This window comes from Vibrio sp. 10N.261.55.A10, from assembly GCF_041470825.1.
Classification (GTDB): Bacteria; Pseudomonadota; Gammaproteobacteria; order Enterobacterales; family Vibrionaceae; genus Vibrio; species Vibrio crassostreae_C.
The window spans coordinates 192,836-211,860 of record NZ_JBFRNC010000003.1 but is presented as its reverse complement, the minus strand read 5'-3'; the positions used below and the strand labels follow the sequence as shown (position 1 = coordinate 211,860).

General features: G+C 45.5%; 13 protein-coding genes and 1 tRNA gene. 12 read left to right on the top strand and 2 right to left on the bottom strand.

The window, feature by feature from the left end; all coding sequences use genetic code 11:
* The first annotated feature begins 131 nt into the window (after positions 1-131).
* Positions 132-207: transfer RNA gene (locus AB4274_RS01185), tRNA-Asn, on the top strand.
* A gap of 170 nt (positions 208-377) precedes the next feature.
* Here AB4274_RS01185 and melB read toward each other — a convergent pair.
* Together melB and AB4274_RS01175 are read right to left on the bottom strand one after the other, a co-directional pair.
* Complete coding sequence (gene melB, locus AB4274_RS01180) at positions 378-1,751, bottom strand: melibiose:sodium transporter MelB (RefSeq protein WP_102394332.1); 1,374 nt, start codon at positions 1,749-1,751, stop codon at positions 378-380.
* A gap of 475 nt (positions 1,752-2,226) precedes the next feature.
* Complete coding sequence (locus tag AB4274_RS01175; RefSeq protein WP_102321133.1) at positions 2,227-4,344, bottom strand: alpha-galactosidase; 2,118 nt, start codon at positions 4,342-4,344, stop codon at positions 2,227-2,229.
* 831 nt (positions 4,345-5,175) lie between these two features.
* Here AB4274_RS01175 and AB4274_RS01170 point away from each other — a divergent pair.
* From AB4274_RS01170 to nth, 11 genes are all read left to right on the top strand, one after another.
* The gene (locus AB4274_RS01170; protein WP_136973539.1) at positions 5,176-6,420 is read left to right on the top strand and encodes a carbohydrate porin; all 1,245 of its coding nucleotides are present in this window, start codon (positions 5,176-5,178) and stop codon (positions 6,418-6,420) included.
* A 107-nt stretch (positions 6,421-6,527) separates the two neighbouring features.
* Entirely contained in the window at positions 6,528-7,430 is a 903-nt protein-coding gene (locus AB4274_RS01165; protein WP_372110616.1) for a MalM family protein, read from the top strand.
* Positions 7,431-7,551: 121 nt separating this feature from the next.
* Positions 7,552-10,653 (top strand): beta-galactosidase, encoded by a 3,102-nt coding sequence (locus AB4274_RS01160; protein ID WP_372110615.1) that lies wholly within the window; start codon positions 7,552-7,554, stop codon positions 10,651-10,653.
* Between the two features lie 299 nt (positions 10,654-10,952).
* The gene (locus tag AB4274_RS01155) at positions 10,953-11,957 is read left to right on the top strand and encodes a substrate-binding domain-containing protein (protein ID WP_136973536.1); all 1,005 of its coding nucleotides are present in this window, start codon (positions 10,953-10,955) and stop codon (positions 11,955-11,957) included.
* Between the two features lie 269 nt (positions 11,958-12,226).
* Positions 12,227-12,805, top strand: coding sequence for an electron transport complex subunit RsxA (rsxA, locus tag AB4274_RS01150; protein WP_004734039.1), 579 nt, complete (start codon positions 12,227-12,229; stop codon positions 12,803-12,805).
* 2 nt (positions 12,806-12,807) lie between these two features.
* The gene (rsxB, locus tag AB4274_RS01145) at positions 12,808-13,401 is read left to right on the top strand and encodes an electron transport complex subunit RsxB (RefSeq protein ID WP_004734040.1); all 594 of its coding nucleotides are present in this window, start codon (positions 12,808-12,810) and stop codon (positions 13,399-13,401) included.
* A gap of 7 nt (positions 13,402-13,408) precedes the next feature.
* On the top strand, positions 13,409-15,844 hold the full coding sequence (gene rsxC / locus AB4274_RS01140; RefSeq protein WP_372110613.1) for an electron transport complex subunit RsxC: 2,436 nt from the start codon (positions 13,409-13,411) through the stop codon (positions 15,842-15,844).
* Positions 15,844-16,890, top strand: coding sequence for an electron transport complex subunit RsxD (gene rsxD / locus AB4274_RS01135; protein WP_372110611.1), 1,047 nt, complete (start codon positions 15,844-15,846; stop codon positions 16,888-16,890). Before rsxC ends, rsxD begins: the two co-directional genes overlap by 1 nt.
* Before the next feature lie 13 nt (positions 16,891-16,903).
* The gene (gene rsxG / locus AB4274_RS01130) at positions 16,904-17,533 is read left to right on the top strand and encodes an electron transport complex subunit RsxG (protein ID WP_017061171.1); all 630 of its coding nucleotides are present in this window, start codon (positions 16,904-16,906) and stop codon (positions 17,531-17,533) included.
* Positions 17,533-18,225: an electron transport complex subunit E gene (locus AB4274_RS01125; RefSeq protein ID WP_012603531.1), complete on the top strand. Its 693-nt coding sequence runs from the start codon at positions 17,533-17,535 to the stop codon at positions 18,223-18,225. The genes rsxG and AB4274_RS01125 overlap by 1 nt, the downstream gene beginning before the upstream one ends.
* Positions 18,226-18,389: 164 nt before the next feature.
* Positions 18,390-19,025, top strand: a complete 636-nt coding sequence (nth, locus tag AB4274_RS01120) for an endonuclease III (protein ID WP_372110609.1) — start codon at positions 18,390-18,392, stop codon at positions 19,023-19,025.

Below are 19,025 nucleotides of genomic sequence, written 5' to 3'. Positions count from 1 at the left end.
TGGATAACTAAAGCAAAGCTAAATCCTATAAGGCGTTCAAGAAAGTAAAGTTTTTTATCTTACTTTTTTCTGATATTTTTTATTGACAGAAATCCGGACAATTATTAGAATTCGCGTCGCTAACAAGCAATTCCCCTTTAGTTCAGTTGGTAGAACGGCGGACTGTTAATCCGTATGTCGCAAGTTCAAGTCTTGCAAGGGGAGCCAAATTTAAAGAAGCCGCATCATTCGATGCGGCTTTTTGCGTTTTAGTCGAAACAAAAGCCCTACAGGCACAGCTTTGATTAACTCACATCCATAAAAAAACGCCTCACAAGGAGGCGTTTGGGCTTAGTGACTAAACTGAGCTTTATTCTAGATTAGACGTCGTTTAGCGGTTATGCTTCTGCTGTAACAACATTTGTCTGAGTCTCTTTACCGGCTTGGTCTTGATCAAATCCTTCATGCAGGTGGTAGTAGCGCTTATAAACAAGAGCACTTACCGTCATTAGAATCGCTGGTAAACCTACCATCATAAACTGCAGTCCCATGATAGTGCTGTCAGACTGTTCCACGTTTGGTACATAACCCACCACAGACAAGCCCATACCAACAATAAAACCACCAGCCGCGCCTGCAAACTTAACAAGCATAGTTTGAACAGAGAAGATAACACTCTCACTGCGACGACCCGTTTTGTGTTCACCGTAATCAACAACATCGGCAAGCATTACAGTTTGCAGTGCGTTAGCGATACCCACACCAAACTTGATAGCAGCACCTGCGATACCGATTAGAATCGCGTTACCTGGAGCGATAAAGCCCATGATAAGTAGAGTGGTACAAGACAGCACTGGGAAGCCACAAGCGATAACCCATAGGTGTTTGCGTGGTAACACTGATGCAATACGAGGGAACAAGAATACGCCTGCAACTTCAGCGATACCTGCCACCATCATATAAACGGGGAACAAGTCAGCGTTGCCTAAAGCGTAAGAGAAGTAGTAAATCGCAAAACCACCCACCAACAAGTTTGCTATTTGGAACGACAATACGGTACCAATAAGTGCTTTTAGTTGGTCATTCTTACCAATGATAACCATTACATCTTTAAAGCTGAAACGCTCAGCTGGTTTCGCATTTGCTGGTGCCGATTTTTCTTTTACGTTGCGAGCAATCAAGAATGCACTCATCACGAACAGCACAGCAATCAACATAGCAACGTTGAAGAAACCTTGTCCTTGGTCGCCGTCACCCAGTTTACCGACAATATGTAGCCCGTAAGTACCCGTAATAAACCACGCCAAGCTAGCAAATAATCGTGGCCAAACAACCAACTTTTCACGTTCTTGACGAGAGCTCGATAGTGCAGGAATCAAAGACCAATATGGAATGTCCATAATAGTGTACGTAAGGCCCCACAGAATATAAGCAGCCGCTGCATAAATGTATAACGTAGTGCCTTCAAACATATGCGTACTAAAAAGACCAACAAGCACTACAGCATTTAACAGGGTTCCAATCACTATCCAAGGACGGAATTTACCAAACTTAGAGCGTGTGTTATCAACGATAACGCCCATCATTGGGTCGGTCACCGCGTCGACAATGCGCGCGGCCAAAAAGATAGTACCCACAAATGCCGCTGACAGCCCAGCAACATCGGTGAAGTAAAACATTAAGAAGATGTAGATTGGAGCACAGGCAAAGTCTTTACCTAAAGCCCCAAGTCCATACGATAATTTGGTTTGTAGAGTAATTTGATCAGACATAGTATTTCCTTCAGGCGCGTAACTTCATCTCCTAACAGACGTTGAAACGCTTACCTTTTATTTATAATAATTTATCCACTCAAGTTCTGTTTTAGAGCCACTCTGTGGTCGCTTCTTAAAACACTCAAGTATCAAGTCCGATGCTAATGTAACCATTCCAACGAACAGATACTGTGATCAACAACCACTCCATGGAAACGTTTTCAGTCAAATATCCAAAGTGAGAGATCGAACAATAAAACCCTCGAATTGATAGAGAATATCGCTAATTAAAGTGCTCAAAACAGTTCATTGTGTGAAGTAACGCATGAGAACGATTACATAAGTACAGTATCACGCTGGGAATACCTACAGTTCTCCAATCTATACGGGCACATCAAATTGATTTGATAGTTCATGACGGCTTATTAAAGGCAATAAAAAACCGCGTAATTTCACCTACGCGGTTCATCAAATATAAAGCCTATGCTAAAACTTACTCGATACGTTCAAACTTAATCAGCATCGCTGTTTCTGCGTCAAGTATTGGCATCGTCAGCCCCACCTCGGCACACCAAGCACCTGATAATTCACAGCAAGACTCTGTCCATGGCGGTTGATAATTCACAATATCATCGTAATTTGACGGTTTATCAATCACAGATACCTTGTATAAACTTTGTGGATCTAGCCCAGGTATACGCAAATGACCACTCAATGAATTGGTTGGCATCGCAAGCTGTGCAATCATCACCACAGCTTCTGACACATCTTCGGAGACGACCGCATGGATTTGATGGGCACTATCGTCCGTTGGAACTCGCCAAGTTCTCCCGCTATGCAGTAACGGGCGCAGCATCTTATGTAGCTTGATGTAGTGTTCAAAGCCCTGCTTCTCTTCTTGCACTTCTTTCACAGGATCTAATTCAATCCCCATATGACCAAACAGTGCTGTTAGACCACGAAACTCAATACTATGACGACGACGAGTGCTGTGGCAGTGGCTCGCACCAATATGGCTTCCCATTACCTCAGGGGGGAAGAAGTAACTCATCCCACGCTGAATCGTTTGTCTTTCCAGCGCGTCATTGTTATCAGACGCCCAAAAACGTTGCGTACGCTTAAGAACCTCAAAATCGATACGACCACCACCAGCCGCACACGATTCAATATCAACCATTGGGTGCTTCTCTCGGACTTTATCGACCAACTCATAATAACGAGCGGTTTGTTGATGAGCCGCAGCCCTGCCTAGATGCGCAGGTTGTACAACTTCTCGGTTCATATCCCACTTAATGTAAGCAATGTTGTACTGACTTAAGAAGTGGTCAAGACGCTCAAACAAAAAGTCGAATGCTTGTTGATTCTGAAGATCGATAACATATTGATTACGACCCGTTGGTTGGTCATAGCCGTCAACCGCAAGCAACCAGTCTGGATGGGCTCGGTATAAGTCAGAATCCTTATTGATCATCTCAGGTTCGAACCACAATCCAAACTCCATACCCAACTGATTAACGTGCTCAACTATCGGATCTAAACCATTTGGGTATTTTTCTTCATCTAAGAACCAATCCCCTAGCGCAGCCTTGTCTCCGCAGCGCCCTTTGAACCAGCCATCGTCAATGATAAAACGCTCTACTCCCATATCCGCGGCTTGGCTAGCCATCGACATAATATAATCAGGATCATGGTCAAAATAGATGCCTTCCCAAGTATTAAGATGGATAGGTCGAGGCTTTTGTGCGAAAGACTCCGGCAAGATGGAACAACGCACATGGGAGTGGAACTGATGGCTCATTCCATTTAAGCCTTCCGAACTGAAACTGGCATATAACCAAGGTGTCGTTAAGCTTTCACCTTCATCCAATGTAATCTCACCCGGTAGATAAATAACTTCCGCTTGCACGTAGCGACGACCGTCTGCTTTTACATCCGCGCGCAGTCTGTGGTTACCACTCCAAGCGAAGTGAATCCCCCACACATCACCTGCCATTTCATTAAAGTTAGCGGTACCGACAACCATCGCTGGATAATGTTCATGAGACGTTCTTCCGCGACGATTTTCTTGCTGATAGCCCCCTTGCTGTAAGGGTTGACGCACCGTTTGGAACTCATGTACCCAGCGGCCGTAGTACGTCATCAACTCATTAGCTCTTGCTGGTAATGGCAAAGTATTGGCGAGACGGTTCACCTGATAAAGGCCGGCTTTAACGTTGGTTAAGGTGTGACGAGATTTCACAACATCATGTTTATCGAGGCATAACTCGGTTGTTAAACGTAAGCCTGCACGTATATCTTCACTCTCAATGATTAGGCTAGATGGTGTTTGTTGAACATCCGTAATAGAGAAAACAGGCGCCCAGTCCAATCCGTCTCGGTGCCCTTCTAATGCCGGACTGCTGAAAACACCGCGCCCGAGCTCTGGGCTCAGAGACATAGCAACATCATTATCAAGGCGGCCGTATGGAACCGGTCTTTCAAGAGAAACACGGAAGCTAGCTAAATCACCACGAACGGGAGCTCCCCAATGAAGAATTTCGGCAAAATCGCCAAGTTCTACAATCAGTTGCGAGTGTTGACCGGTAATATCAATTAGGGATTTATTCGTCATTTTTTTAACCTTAACGCGTTTAATTACCCCGTATCATAATTATTAAGCCCAGAGTTTCTGTGATCAAACTCGAAATCATGAAAACGTTTCCAGCAAATATTCAAGACTGATAACTTTGGTAAATAGCTCCTAATTCAAAGATTTAGATTGACCACCATTCCATCTCATATTGCCTACCTCTAGGTAGAATTGAACTTTCCACTCTAAATAAAGCAATATAAAACGATAATTAATGGCAATTTAATCTTTTAAATTCAGTATATTAAATCAAAGTTCCCATTAACACATAGGCTAAAATACATTTCCTCTTGAACTGATCACATCACACTCGTATTCTTAGATCTTCGAGTACATCTATGAAGTGTCTCTCTGGGTCCTAACTTTTACATTCCAGCTTGACGGTACAGAACACGATGCTTGTAGCCTTGCTGCTGCATTTGCTTTGATACTTACTTCCTTGTCTCACGAGCCCAGTTATCATTAACTGGGCTGCTTTTCCTCAAAGCCCTCGAACAACCCGACACTCAAAGTACCTCAAACCCGCTTCACCTCAAATTCCAAGACAACCAACAGCATAATCACTCCCTCTAAACCACCACATAGCACTGAGTAAAGAAAACGATTCCACTTTAAAATCACAAAACCTAGCGTAAAAACACCTATACAAGCCCAATAATCAGATCAAAATCACACAAAATAATCACAAACCCATCAATAGCATAAAAATGCCAACTTCATCATGAAAACGTTTCCAGAGTTTATTTACACTCTCGCTCGAGTTAGGACTCAAACATAAAAATATCCATAAATAAAAAATAATGGAGACACTTCATGAAACAAAAAATGCTAGTCAAAGCATTAGGATTCACTCTGTCCCTCGCCCCATTAGTCAGCTTCGCTGCAGTGGAGAACGTAACGTATTTTGGTTATGCAAAATGGGGAAACATCTACACCGATAATGACCAACATAACGACGGCAAAGGAGAACGCAACGACGTTATTCGAGCGGGCCAAGGTTACGGTAACTACCGTTTAGGTAATGAACTAAATTGGTGGGAAGCGGGAGTGAAAGCCGATGTATGGCGTGACAATGACGCCTATTTTGACACCACGATTTATCTAGGCAGTGGAGATAGCTGGGGAGACGTGAGTACGATTCAGCTTTGGTCAGCAGGCCATGGGCTTATCGACGGCCAACCCAACGCAAAAATTTGGGCAGGTGAACGTTTTTACCGTCGCCACGAAGTCCACATGATAGATGTGAAGTACTGGGATACATCCAGCACCGGTCTTGGTATTGAAGATTGGGATCTCGGCTTTGCTGATGCTCACTTAGCTTGGATGGCACCAAACTCTTCAAGTGACGATGGACGCAGCCTTCATAACATCGATGCCCGCTTAAGTGGCATTGAGCTAAGTGAAACAGCAGACCTAACACTCGGCCTAAACTACGTAACCACGCAGAACTCAAGCTACGACGATAAAGACATTACTACTTCTGGCGCAATGCTCTCTGCTCTTTACCGTCAAGCTTGGAACTACGGTTCAAACACCTTGGCCTTCCAATATGGTACCGATGCGTTGGCAGGTGGATTAATGAGTGCTGAAGGTGGATCAAACAGAAAATACAGCACGGGTGTGGAACACGATGGTTCTAGCTGGCGCCTATTTAACCACGGTGACTTGAATATCAGTGAAGATGTTCAAGTGATGTACTCCATCGCTTATCAAGACAAAAACCTAGATAACAACGATGGTGAGAAGTGGTTCAGTGTCGGAGCTCGTCCTCAATATGCTTGGACAGATTACATGTCGACAGCATTAGAGGTGGGTTACGAAACGGTAGAAGCTCAAAACGGCTCGGGCACCAACGATATGTATAAAGTGACCGTGGCTCAAATGTTCCAAGCTGGAAAAGGGGTATGGGCTCGTCCATCTATTCGTATTTTTGCGACGTACTCTGAATCCAACAACGAATGGGACCGTGGTAACGAAGTGTATGGCACGGCGACGAGCATCAATGCAGAGACCGTCGATGAAATTACCTTTGGTTTCAACGTAGAAACTTGGTGGTAAACCACCACACCCGAGCGTCTGTTCAATCAACGAATTGACGCTCAACACTGGAATAGCAATTTAACGGGGAAAGCCGATGTTTTCCCCTTTACTAAGGTAGCAATCAGATGAAATTAAAATCATTGGTGATCATTGTCGCGGCACTCACAGTTAGCGCATGCAGCGGAATACCTGAAAAGGAACTTAATACTGATTTCAATGAGAGTGCATGCTGCTCTCAGCTAAGTGCGCTGCCAATGACGCAATTGTCTGTTCCATTCCACCAACAAGTGATTATGGACGGTCATTTACCGACCCTTTCCTCTTCATTGTTAAATGACAATACACAAGCGGATAGCCAACGCTTTCCGACCATCGCGTACCAAATCAGTGACACGACAGAATCGCTGTCCTTGCTCATTCGTTCATACATTAAAAATGATGCGCTATTCGCACCGTCTATTTATGTCTTTGACAAACAATGGCGACTGCTTGGTCAATACAGTACTAACGACTTCACTTACTACCCGACAACGATGCAAGGGTTAGAAAGAATTGAAGCATCAATTGCACTCGAACCTCAACGAGACAACGCGCAATTTATTGTGGTCAGCGCCGATAGCACTAAGTTAGATAGCGCCATCAATCGAATTCATCCTGAAGATCTGTATTCAGAATCTCAGCAGGTTATTGGCAATAAGCAACTGCCGTTGACTGCGACGTTGAGCTACGTAGGTGTCATTGATGTTACGGCGAGCAAATCAACAAACAGTGCGGTTTTGACTCTATTGGCTGAGCTTGGTGTTTCATCCGACAATGAACCCGAAACCTTAGGTTCAAAGCAAGTTTCTCAACCATCAAATCAGACAATTGAAACCAATCAAAAGGCGCAATGGCTGAATATCCAAAAAGACATTGACCAAGCCCTAAACAACAATGACATCAAACAAGCTGCATTTATTGCTAATCAAGCGGCCGAACAGGGCATACCCGAAGCAAAAGATTATTTATTAAAACAGCTCGCTGAATAGCTGAATAAGCCAACAGAACAATACGCATAACCAACGATTTGATAACGGTCATCACGGCTTAAAAGACCGATGACTTAATAGAATTATTACCCATATTGAACACTTTAAGAGTAGGAATACCATGAAGGCATTTTCAAACATCATCCAAAGACGCGATTGGGAAAACCCACAGTCTGTGAATATCCACTGCCTTAATGCGCACAGCCCATTATCAAGCTACCGCAACCTTAAGCACGCTCGAGACGGCATTGAGTCACAACGTAAATCTCTTAATGGACAATGGAAGTTCAAATACTTTGATGCACCTGAACAAGTTGACGGTGAATTTATCGAAACAAGTTTCAATGACTCACAATGGGACGAGATTACCGTACCATCGAACTGGCAAATGCAAGGCTACGATAAACCTATCTACGCCAACGTAAAATACCCATTTGAAGTGAACCCACCGTTTGTACCGGCAGAAAACCCAACCGGTTGTTACCGCACTCAAATTACGTTGACTAAAAATGACCTAAAGAACACCCAACGTATTATCTTTGATGGCGTCAATTCCGCTTTTCATCTTTGGTGTAATGGCAATTGGGTTGGTTACAGCCAAGATAGCCGCTTACCTGCCGAGTTCGACTTAACTCAGTATCTAACGGTTGGCGACAATACGCTTTCTGTCATGGTGATACGTTGGTGTGATGGTAGCTATTTAGAAGACCAAGATATGTGGTGGCTAAGCGGTATTTTCCGTGATGTGACCTTACTAGCTAAACCAAAGCAGTGCATTGAAGATGTGTTCGTTACGCCGGACTTAGACGCATGCTATCGCGATGGTTCACTGTCTATTGTCACCAAAATTACGGCACCAGACACTTACCAAGTTCAGGTTCAACTGTTTGACGGTGAAAACGCGGTGACTGAACCGCTTATCGATCGCCCTCATAATCGACGAATTGACGAGCGTGGCACCTACGATGATGTGGTATTCCAAACTCTTCATGTTCGAGATCCGAAGAAATGGAGCGCAGAAGTTCCTAACCTTTACCGAATTGTCGTGTCATTGCTTGATAGGCAAGGTAACCACATAGAAAGTGAAGCTTATCAAGTTGGATTCCGTAAAGTCGAAATGACAGACGGTCAGCTAAAGCTAAACGGCAAACCGCTATTGATTCGCGGCGTCAACCGTCATGAGCATCACCCAGAGTTGGGGCATGTGATGACAGAAGAAGACATGATCCGCGATATCTGTCTAATGAAGCAGTACAACTTCAATGCTGTGCGCACCGCTCACTACCCTAACCACCCACGATGGTACGAGCTGTGTGACGAATACGGTTTATATGTGTGTGATGAAGCGAACATCGAGACCCATGGCATGCAGCCTATGAATCGCTTGTCTGCGGATCCGCAATGGGCACACGCTTATATGAGTCGCTATACGCAAATGGTCATGCGTGATAAGAACCACCCTTCTATCATCATCTGGTCTTTGGGCAACGAGTCAGGGCACGGCAGCAGCCACAATGCGATGTATGCTTGGTCGAAACAGTACGATCCTTCTCGCCCGGTACAGTATGAAGGCGGTGGTTCAAATACCACAGCGACCGATATCATTGCGCCAATGTACGCACGCGTTAACAGCACTATCGAAGACGATGCCGTTCCAAAATGGTCTATCAAGAAATGGGTTTCTCTGCCTAACGAGCAACGCCCGCTTATTCTTTGTGAATACGCACACGCAATGGGTAACAGTTTGGGTAGCTTTAATGATTACTGGGATGCATTCCGAGAATATCCTCGCCTACAAGGCGGTTTCATCTGGGATTGGGTTGACCAAGGACTAAGCCAATGGGATGAAAACGGTGAACACTTCTGGGCCTACGGTGGAGACTTTGGCGATGTCATCAACGACCGTCAGTTCTGCATCAACGGTTTGATCTTCCCAGATCGCAGCGTACACCCGACCTTGGAAGAGGCGAAATACTGCCAGAGAATGATCAATGTGACGTTAGCAGAGCAAACTGAAGATCAATGCCGCTTAACGGTAACCAATGAAAACCTGTTCCGAGCGACTGACAATGAAATCTTACGCTGGCGATTGCTCGAAAATGGCATCGTGATTCAATCAGGGCAACAAGTCTTATCCGTTGCTGAAGATAGTAAACAAGAGCTGGTAATTGACCTCGCTTTCACACCAAAAGCACAAGCCGAATATCATCTCAACACCGATATTACTCTGACTCATTCAACCAAGTGGGCAGGGGAAGGCCATGTTTGTGCGACGGAGCAATTTGCTTTACGTAACCATGCTGGCTTGCAACTCCCGATCACGGCAAATGCTTTGGCTCCCCAGTTACATCAGCAAGACAATAAAGTGGTCGTGTCTAGCCTAGATGAAACACATCAATGGCAATGGGATACAGAGAGTGGATTGTTGACCCACTGGATCGTTGATGGGCAACCGCAAGTTATCAAGGCACCTGTCGATAACTTCTATCGCGCGCCACTTGATAACGACATTGGTATCAGTGAGATAGACAACATCGACCCAAATGCATGGGCTTGTCGCTGGGAACTTGCAGGCATTGGTCAATGGGAGCGTCAGTGTACAAGTTGTGTCGTGCAAGCGCTCGCAGACTCAGTACAAGTGGCGTCAGTATTCGCCTACCAATTTAATGGCCAAATCCAAGCGATTACCAAATGGCAATACACCTTAAATAACCTAGGCGAAATGAATATCGCGGTTGATGTCAACTTAGCCGATCACTTACCACCGATGCCACGCATTGGTCTTGAGATGGAGCTACCTTTACCACTCGAAACTGCCAATGAAACTCCAGTATCGTGGCTGGGATTAGGTCCTTTTGAAAACTATCCAGACCGTTTGGCTGCTGCTCGATTCGGTTTACACAAACAGACACTGGGTCAGATGCATACGCCGTATATATTCCCAACCGATAGCGGGTTACGTTGCGGAACCAAAAACTTGAATGTAGGAAATATCGGGATCGAAGGCGATTTTTCATTCAGTGTGAGTCAGTACAGCCAGCAACAATTAACGGATGCTAAGCATACCAATGACCTGACTCGTGAAGAGAAAATCTATGTACGCGTAGATCACCAACATATGGGTGTTGGTGGTGATGATTCTTGGAGTCCAAGTGTTCACCAAGAGTTTCAACTCACCGACAATCAATATCGTTATCAGGTTACGCTAACAAGCGCATCGTAAGTAGATTCGGACCAAGCGGCTTGCTCTAAGCCACTTGGTTCCCCTATTACTTTGGGTTACCTGTGATTACCTTACTTCACGCGACAACAGCTCACACGACAGCAGTCCACACGCCAATGTGACTCAAAAACCAAGCTCAAATCTAGAGCTTGGCTTATTATTTTCAAACTAGTCAGCCAATCAAAAATAAACCATCAAACCTCGTCATATTTGATGTTTAATATTTGAATTGCCTAACTATCCGTTGTTAAATGTCCAACCACCAGCACACAGCATTATATTCAGAATAAGAGAGCGGAATGGCTACCATTAAAGATGTTGCGAAGGAAGCAGGCGTATCAATCGCGACCACCTCTCGAGTAATCAACAATGCACCTCACACCAGTGAAACCGCAATTGCGGCGGTAAAAGCCGCTATGGAAAAACTCGGCTATCGCCCAAATGCCAACGCCCGTGCATTGGTCAGCAAATCTTCAAACGCGATTGGTGTACTGGTTAATGATGTTTCTGCCCCGTTCTTCGGCTCGATGATCAAAGCCATTGATACCGTGGCAAGTGAGCAAGAAAAGCAGCTACTGATTGGCAGCGGCTACCATGACGCGACCAAAGAGCGTAATGCGATTAACTTGCTGATCAACAGCCGCTGCGAATCACTCGTGGTTCATAGCAAAGGCATTAGCGACGAAGAATTGGTTAAGCTAGCCAATGAAGTGCCCGGCTTAGTTCTCATCAACCGAATTGTTCCCGATATCGAACACCGCTGTATTGCTCTCGACAACCGCCGCGGCTCTTACATCGCGACTGAGTATTTGATTAAAAACGGCCACAAGCACATTGGCTACATCTGCTCGAGTCACGATATTGAAGATGCTCACGACCGCTTAGGTGGCTATTTGGATGCATTGAAAGATCACGGTATTGAATCGAACGATGAGTACATCGAATATGGTGAACCTGACGAGCTAGGCGGTGAGCAAGCCATGGTTAACTTAATGGCAAAAAACACAGATATCACAGCCATTGCAACGTATAACGACTACATGGCAGCAGGCTGTTTGGCGTTATTACAAGAAAATGGCGTTCGTATTCCAGAAGATATATCAGTTATTGGGTTTGATGACGGCCACATTGCTCGCTTCATCTACCCTCGATTGACCACCATTCGTTACCCAATTCAAGTCATGGCTAATCAAGCGGTTAAGCTCTCTCTGCAACTCGCAAGTGACGAGCCAAAAGAACACACGGAACATAAGCTATTTATGCCAATTTTGGTGCGCAGAGCCTCTGTTCGAAACATTAATTGAGAAAGCTCAGGTTCATAAAGACTAAGTCATTTCGTTCCTCGACACTTTTTACAACAAAGAAAATAGGATTGATTCGATGAGTTATCATTGAGTTAATCTTATTTTTCATTCCCCGCAAATACCCACCTATACTTAACCTGATCCATCTTAATCAAACGGTTACCCGTTGATTTTTTCACCAAGTGTCTAAATCCCTAGTGATCCTTGGTTGTTATTAGGTGAGCAAAGCAGGATAATATCGGGATCGGAATCTCAAGAATTAATCCATTATGACCGAATACCTTTTGTTGTTGGTTGGCACAGTGCTGGTCAATAACTTTGTGCTAGTGAAGTTTTTAGGACTATGTCCATTTATGGGAGTCTCCAAGAAACTGGAGACTGCGATTGGCATGGGCCTCGCGACGACTTTCGTTCTAACGTTAGCGTCGGTCTCTGCATACCTAGTAGAAACCTACATCCTTACCCCTCTGGGTATTGAATACCTGCGTACCATGAGTTTCATCTTGGTTATCGCGGTGGTTGTTCAATTTACGGAAATGGTCGTTCACAAAACCAGCCCGACTCTTTATCGCCTGCTGGGTATCTTTCTGCCTCTTATCACCACCAACTGTGCGGTATTAGGTGTGGCACTTCTGAACATCAATGAAAACCACAACTTCATTCAGTCGATCATCTATGGTTTCGGCGCAGCGGTGGGTTTCTCTCTTGTATTGATCTTATTTGCTGCAATGCGTGAACGTATTGCGGTTGCTGATGTTCCAATGCCATTCAAAGGCGCATCGATTGCGATGATCACAGCAGGCCTAATGTCTCTGGCATTCATGGGCTTTACTGGGTTGGTGAAATAAACATGAGTACCATTTTAATTGCGATCATTGCGCTAGCCGTTTTAGCCGCTGTTTTTGGCGCTATTTTGGGCTTTGCTTCTATCCGTTTTAAAGTTGAAGCTGATCCTATCGTCGATCAAATCGACACCATTTTACCGCAAACTCAATGTGGCCAGTGTGGCTACCCTGGCTGTCGCCCATACGCAGAGGCGATCGCTAACGGAGACAAGATCAACAAATGTCCTCCGGGCGGCCAAGCAACTATTGAGAAGCTAGCAGATTTAATGGGCGTAGAAGTTGAAGACTCCGCTCATGACTTAGATAACAAAGTAAAAACCGTTGCCTTCATTCACGAAGATATGTGTATCGGCTGTACCAAGTGTATTCAAGCCTGCCCTGTTGACGCCATTGTTGGTGGCACCAAGGCACTGCACACAGTAATTAAAGATGAATGTACAGGTTGTGATCTATGTGTCGCACCGTGCCCTACTGACTGTATTGAAATGATTCCAGTGGCAACAACGACTGAAAATTGGAAATGGCAGATGAACATCATCCCTGTTACTGATATCACTAACCAAGCGACTGATGCGACTGCGTCAGAGCCTAAAGCATAGGGTTAGTATGATCTCTTTAATTGAACAAATTCGCACGGGCTCTATTTGGAACTTCCCTGGTGGCGTGCACCCTGCTGAAAACAAGAAACAGTCGAATACTACTGATATCGTCCATGCAAGGCTTCCAGAAGAAATCGTTCTTCCTGTGAAACAGCACATCGGTAAGCCGGGGAACCTATTGGTTGCTGCTGGCGACACTGTGTTAAAAGGTCAGCAACTTACGGCCTTAGACACAGGTTTTACTTTGCCAGTACACGCACCAACATCGGGTGTGATTACCGCTATCGAACCGCGAACTACCGCTCACCCTTCAGGCTTGAGCGAAATATGCGTGGTTATTAAACCTGATGGCCTAGACACTTGGATTGAAAAAAATCCAGTTGAAGATTTTTCGACAAAGACTTCTGACGAACTGCTTGATGTGATTCGCCAAGCTGGTATTTCAGGCATGGGCGGCGCAGGTTTCCCTACGGCTAAGAAGCTTCAATCAGGCTTAGGTCGTACCGACATTTTGATCGTCAACGCTGCGGAATGTGAACCTTACATCACCTCTGATGACAAGTTGCTTCAAGAACATGCCGACGAAGTATTAAAAGGCATCGAAGTGGTTGAACACATTCTTCAACCAAAGCTGACGGTTATCGGCATTGAAGACAACAAACCAGATGCGATAAAAGCACTTGAGATTGCAGCGAAAGACAAAGATATCGTCATTCGCGTTATCCCAACCAAATACCCTTCTGGTGGTGAGAAGCAACTTATCAAGATCCTCACCAACAAAGAGGTTCCAGCTGGCGGCATTCCTGCAGACATTGGTGTTTTGGTTCAGAACGTCGGCTCTCTTTACTCGATTAAGCGAGCGGTAATTGACGGCGAACCTGTGGTTAACCGCGTTGTGACATTAACCGGTAAAACCTTTAAGCAACCTCGTAACGTTTGGGCGCTATTAGGCACACCAGTACATGAGTTACTTGAAGAGTTTGGCTACAAAGCAGATAAAAAACTGCCGCGTTTAATTTTGGGCGGCCCGATGATGGGCTTTACCTTGCCGCATGCCAATGTGCCAATCACTAAAACGTCGAACTGTATTTTAGCGCCAACGCGTCGTGAGATCTCACCAAGCACTTACGAGATGGAATGTATCCGTTGCAGCGCATGTGCTGAAGCTTGCCCTGCGTCTCTACTTCCTCAACAACTGCAATGGCATGCCAAAGCTAACGAGTTGGATAAGTGTGAAGAGCTGAATATTAAAGACTGTATTGAATGCGGTGCTTGTGCGTTTGTCTGCCCAAGTGAAATCCCTCTTGTTCAGTACTATCGCCAAGCGAAAGCAGAAATCAAAACTCGAAAAGATGAAGCCGCTGCTGCAGAACGCGCCAAGATTCGTTTTGAAGAGAAGAACGCTCGTATGGAGCGTGATAAAGCCGAACGTGAAAACCGCTTTAAAAAAGCCGCAGATAACCGCCGTAAAGATATGAAAACATCCGGCGGTGATGATGCTATTGCTGCTGCGATTGCTCGTGTTAAAGCACAAAAATCCGCTGCGGATCAGGCTCCGAATGAAGAACCAGCAGTGAAACCTGCGGTTGCTGCCGCTATTGCGAAGGCAAAAGCGAAACAAGCTGCAGCTCAAAAAGCGGAAGGCGCTGAACCAGACAACTCTGAAATGTCTAAACTGCGTGAAGAGCGCAAGCGTCAAGCGAGAGAGCGCAAGGCACAACAAGCAGCAGCCGATACTCCTGCAGAAAGCTCAGGCGATACGAAGAAAGACGCCGTTGCTGCTGCGATTGCTCGCGCTAAAGCGAAGAAAGCACAGCAAGCGGAATCTGCTTCGGATGCTCCTGTTGAAAGCTCTGGCGATGCTAAGAAAGATGCTGTCGCTGCGGCCATTGCTCGTGCTAAAGCCAAGAAAGCTCAACAAGCTGAATCTGCTGCTGAAGCTCCTGCTGAAAAATCCGGCGATGCCAAGAAAGATGCTGTTACTGCCGCTATCGCTCGTGCTAAAGCCAAAAAAGCCCAGCAAGCGAAGCAAGCAGAAACATCTGAACCAGTGGTTGAAGTTGAAACCGAGACTCAATCGGAGCAAGTCGACCCTAAGAAAGCTGCTGTTGCTGCGGCCATCGCTCGCGCTAAGGCTAAGAAAGCACAGCAAGCGACACAAGAAACAACCGAAGCTCCTGAACCTGCAGTTGAAACTGAAGCTGGAAGTTCTGGCGATGCTAAGAAAGACGCCGTTGCTGCCGCTATAGCCCGTGCTAAAGCAAAAAAAGCACAGCAAGCTAAGCAAGCAGAAACATCTGAACCAGTAGTTGAAGTAGAAACTGATACTCAATCTGAACAGGTCGATCCGAAGAAAGCTGCTGTTGCTGCAGCTATCGCTCGTGCTAAAGCGAAAAAAGCCCAGCAAGAGCTAGATAAAAAGAACAATGAGGAGAAAGAGTAGTGGCCTTCTTTATCGCCAGCTCACCGCACGCGCATAGCCGTAGAAGCACCCCAGATCTAATGAAATGGGTGGCTATTTGTGCATTGCCAGGTCTACTAGCTCAAACCTACTTCTTTGGATGGGGTACCCTCATCCAGTTAGTATTTGCTATTGCACTTGCTGTTACCTTTGAAGCAGCCGTCATGCTATTGAGAAAACGCCCGCCAGTAATGGCACTGCGTGATTACAGTGCTGTTGTAACCGCTTGGCTACTGAGTGTCGCGATTCCCCCACACTCTCCGTGGTGGATCCTCGTCATTGGTATGTTCTTCGCTATTATTATCGCGAAACACTTATACGGCGGCCTAGGGCAGAACCCATTTAACCCTGCGATGGTCGCTTACGTTGTTTTGCTGATTTCATTCCCAGTTCAAATGACCAGTTGGAATGCTCCCGCGAGCCTGACAGCAGAAGCAACAAGCTTTATTGACTCATTCTTGATGATCTTTACTGGCTTCAATAACGAAGGTTTGTCTCTGCAACAAGCACGCCTTGGCATTGATGGCACCACAATGGCGACGCCGCTTGATGCATTCAAAACGGCATTAACGGCAGGCAATACTGCCTCAGAAGCACTATCTCAACCTCAATTTAGTTGGTTAGCTGGCGTAGGCTGGGAGTGGGTAAACCTTGCTTACCTAATCGGCGGTTTAGTGCTGATTAAGCAACGTGTTATTCAATGGTATATCCCTGTGGCTTTCATCGGCGGTCTTACTCTGTTTAGCTTAGTGTTCTTAGTGCTCACTCCTGGTGAAACCGCTTCTCCAACCATTCACCTTCTGTCTGGCGCGACTATGCTTGGTGCATTCTTTATTGCAACCGACCCAGTTTCAGCATCCACGACAGTCAAAGGTCGCTTAGTGTTTGGCGCTCTGATCGGCGGTTTAGTCTTTATCATCCGCAGTTGGGGTGGTTTCCCTGATGGCGTGGCGTTTGCTGTATTGTTAGCCAACATGTGTGTTCCACTGATTGACTACTACACCAAACCTCGCACATACGGTCACTAAGGGAGCGAATACCATGCTAAATGCAATTAAGAAAAACGGCCTTGTACTCGCGATTTTTGCGTGTGCTTCGACGGGTTTGGTCGCGGTAACTCACTACCTGACCAAAGATCAGATCAAACAACAAGAACAGGCTCAGTTACTGTCTGTTCTTAACCAAGTGATCCCACACGATCAGCACGACAACGAGCTGTTTTCGTCTTGTACTTTGGTTCAAGCAGAAGAGCTTGGTACTGAGCAAGCGATGCCGGCTTACATTGCTAAGCTTAATGGTGAGCCAAGCGCGATTGCGATCGAAGCGATTGCACCAGACGGCTACAATGGCGCGATTAAAGTCATTGTTGGAATGAAAACTGACGGTACTATTTTAGGTACTCGCGTGCTTTCTCACCAAGAGACTCCGGGCTTGGGTGATAAGATTGATCTGCGTGTGAGTGATTGGATTCTTTCGTTTGCAGGTAAGCAAGTGACGGATTCTAATCTAGACCGTTGGAAGGTTCGTAAAGACGGTGGTGATTTTGACCAGTTTACTGGCGCTACTATCACGCCAAGAGCAGTCGTGAAGTCAGTCAAACAAGCGGTCCAGTACGTTAACCAAAACAACCAAGCATTGCTTGCTCAACCTCTAAATTGTGGTGGTGAATAATGAGTGACCATAAAACATTGATCAAAAATGGCATGTGGGCCAATAACCCTGCCCTAGTGCAACTTCTTGGGTTATGTCCGCTGCTGGCTGTATCGTCAACAGTCACTAACGCACTTGGGCTAGGCATTGCTACCTTGCTTGTACTGGTCGGCTCAAACGTTTCTGTTTCTTTGGTTCGTAATCATGTGCCAAAAGAAGTACGTATCCCAGTATTCGTAATGATCATTGCCTCGCTAGTAACCTGTGTTCAATTGCTGATGAACGCTTACGCCTATGGGCTTTACCTCTCTTTGGGTATCTTCATCCCGCTGATCGTAACCAACTGCATCATCATTGGTCGTGCGGAAGCCTTCGCTTCAAAAAATGAAGTGCTACCAGCGGCTCAAGATGGTTTCTGGATGGGTCTAGGCATGACATCAGTATTGGTCGTGTTAGGTGCGATGCGTGAGATTATTGGTAACGGGACCCTATTTGATGGCGCAGACCTGCTGCTTGGTGACTGGGCTTCGGTGTTACGAATCCAGATATTCCAATTTGATAACAGCTTCTTGTTAGCCCTGCTTCCACCGGGTGCCTTCATTGGTGTTGGTTTCTTAATTGCTTTGAAAAATATCATCGATAACCAAGCAAAATCTAGACAACCAAAACAAGAAAAACCAGTCATTGAACGCGCTCGCGTTACCAATGCCTAATAAGTTAAATTAGCTTAAACCTCGCTGAGTTAGCTCAACCACTCAGCGGGGGAAATCAGATCTAAACAGTACATATAATAATGACGCTCATAAGAGCGCGTAACCGATGATAAAGCAGAAGCAATCCAAGCTTCATGCCCTAACTATTTGAAAGTAATGTCGCTATGAACAATGTAAAACGAGTAGAAATACTTGAGCGTTTAAGAGAAAACAATCCAAAGCCAGAGACTGAGCTTAACTGGAACAGCCCATTCGAGCTGCTGATTGCCGTTCTATTGTCTGCACAAGCAACCGATGTCAGCGTGAACAAGGCGACGGATAAGCTGTACCCTTTAGCCAACACTCCGCAAGCAATTTTCGACCTAGGTGTTGATGGCTTAAAAGAGTATATCAAGACCATCGGCCTATTTAACTCAAAAGCAGAAAACACCATCAAAACGTGTCGTATGCTGCTTGACCTACATAATGGTGAAGTACCGGAAGATCGCGCTGCATTAGAAGCCCTTCCAGGTGTCGGTCGTAAAACAGCAAACGTAGTGTTAAATACCGCATTCGGTTGGCCAACCATTGCCGTTGATACTCACATCTATCGTGTATCAAACCGCACTAAGCTAGCGATGGGTAAAACCGTCGACGATGTCGAAGCAAAACTACTTAAAGTTATCCCAAAAGAATTCAAACTGGATGTCCACCATTGGCTCATTCTTCATGGACGTTACACCTGTGTCGCACGTAAACCACGCTGTGGCAGCTGTATCATTGAAGACCTCTGTGAATTCTCTGGAAAACAAGATTTGTAA

Coding starts and splice junctions, on each gene's coding strand:
- melB (WP_102394332.1), bottom strand. CDS start 1,751: ATGTCTGATCAAATTACTCTACAAACCAAATTATCGTATGGACTTGGG.
- AB4274_RS01175 (WP_102321133.1), bottom strand. CDS start 4,344: ATGACGAATAAATCCCTAATTGATATTACCGGTCAACACTCGCAACTG.
- AB4274_RS01170 (WP_136973539.1), top strand. CDS start 5,176: ATGAAACAAAAAATGCTAGTCAAAGCATTAGGATTCACTCTGTCCCTC.
- AB4274_RS01165 (WP_372110616.1), top strand. CDS start 6,528: ATGAAATTAAAATCATTGGTGATCATTGTCGCGGCACTCACAGTTAGC.
- AB4274_RS01160 (WP_372110615.1), top strand. CDS start 7,552: ATGAAGGCATTTTCAAACATCATCCAAAGACGCGATTGGGAAAACCCA.
- AB4274_RS01155 (WP_136973536.1), top strand. CDS start 10,953: ATGGCTACCATTAAAGATGTTGCGAAGGAAGCAGGCGTATCAATCGCG.
- rsxA (WP_004734039.1), top strand. CDS start 12,227: ATGACCGAATACCTTTTGTTGTTGGTTGGCACAGTGCTGGTCAATAAC.
- rsxB (WP_004734040.1), top strand. CDS start 12,808: ATGAGTACCATTTTAATTGCGATCATTGCGCTAGCCGTTTTAGCCGCT.
- rsxC (WP_372110613.1), top strand. CDS start 13,409: ATGATCTCTTTAATTGAACAAATTCGCACGGGCTCTATTTGGAACTTC.
- rsxG (WP_017061171.1), top strand. CDS start 16,904: ATGCTAAATGCAATTAAGAAAAACGGCCTTGTACTCGCGATTTTTGCG.
- AB4274_RS01125 (WP_012603531.1), top strand. CDS start 17,533: ATGAGTGACCATAAAACATTGATCAAAAATGGCATGTGGGCCAATAAC.
- nth (WP_372110609.1), top strand. CDS start 18,390: ATGAACAATGTAAAACGAGTAGAAATACTTGAGCGTTTAAGAGAAAAC.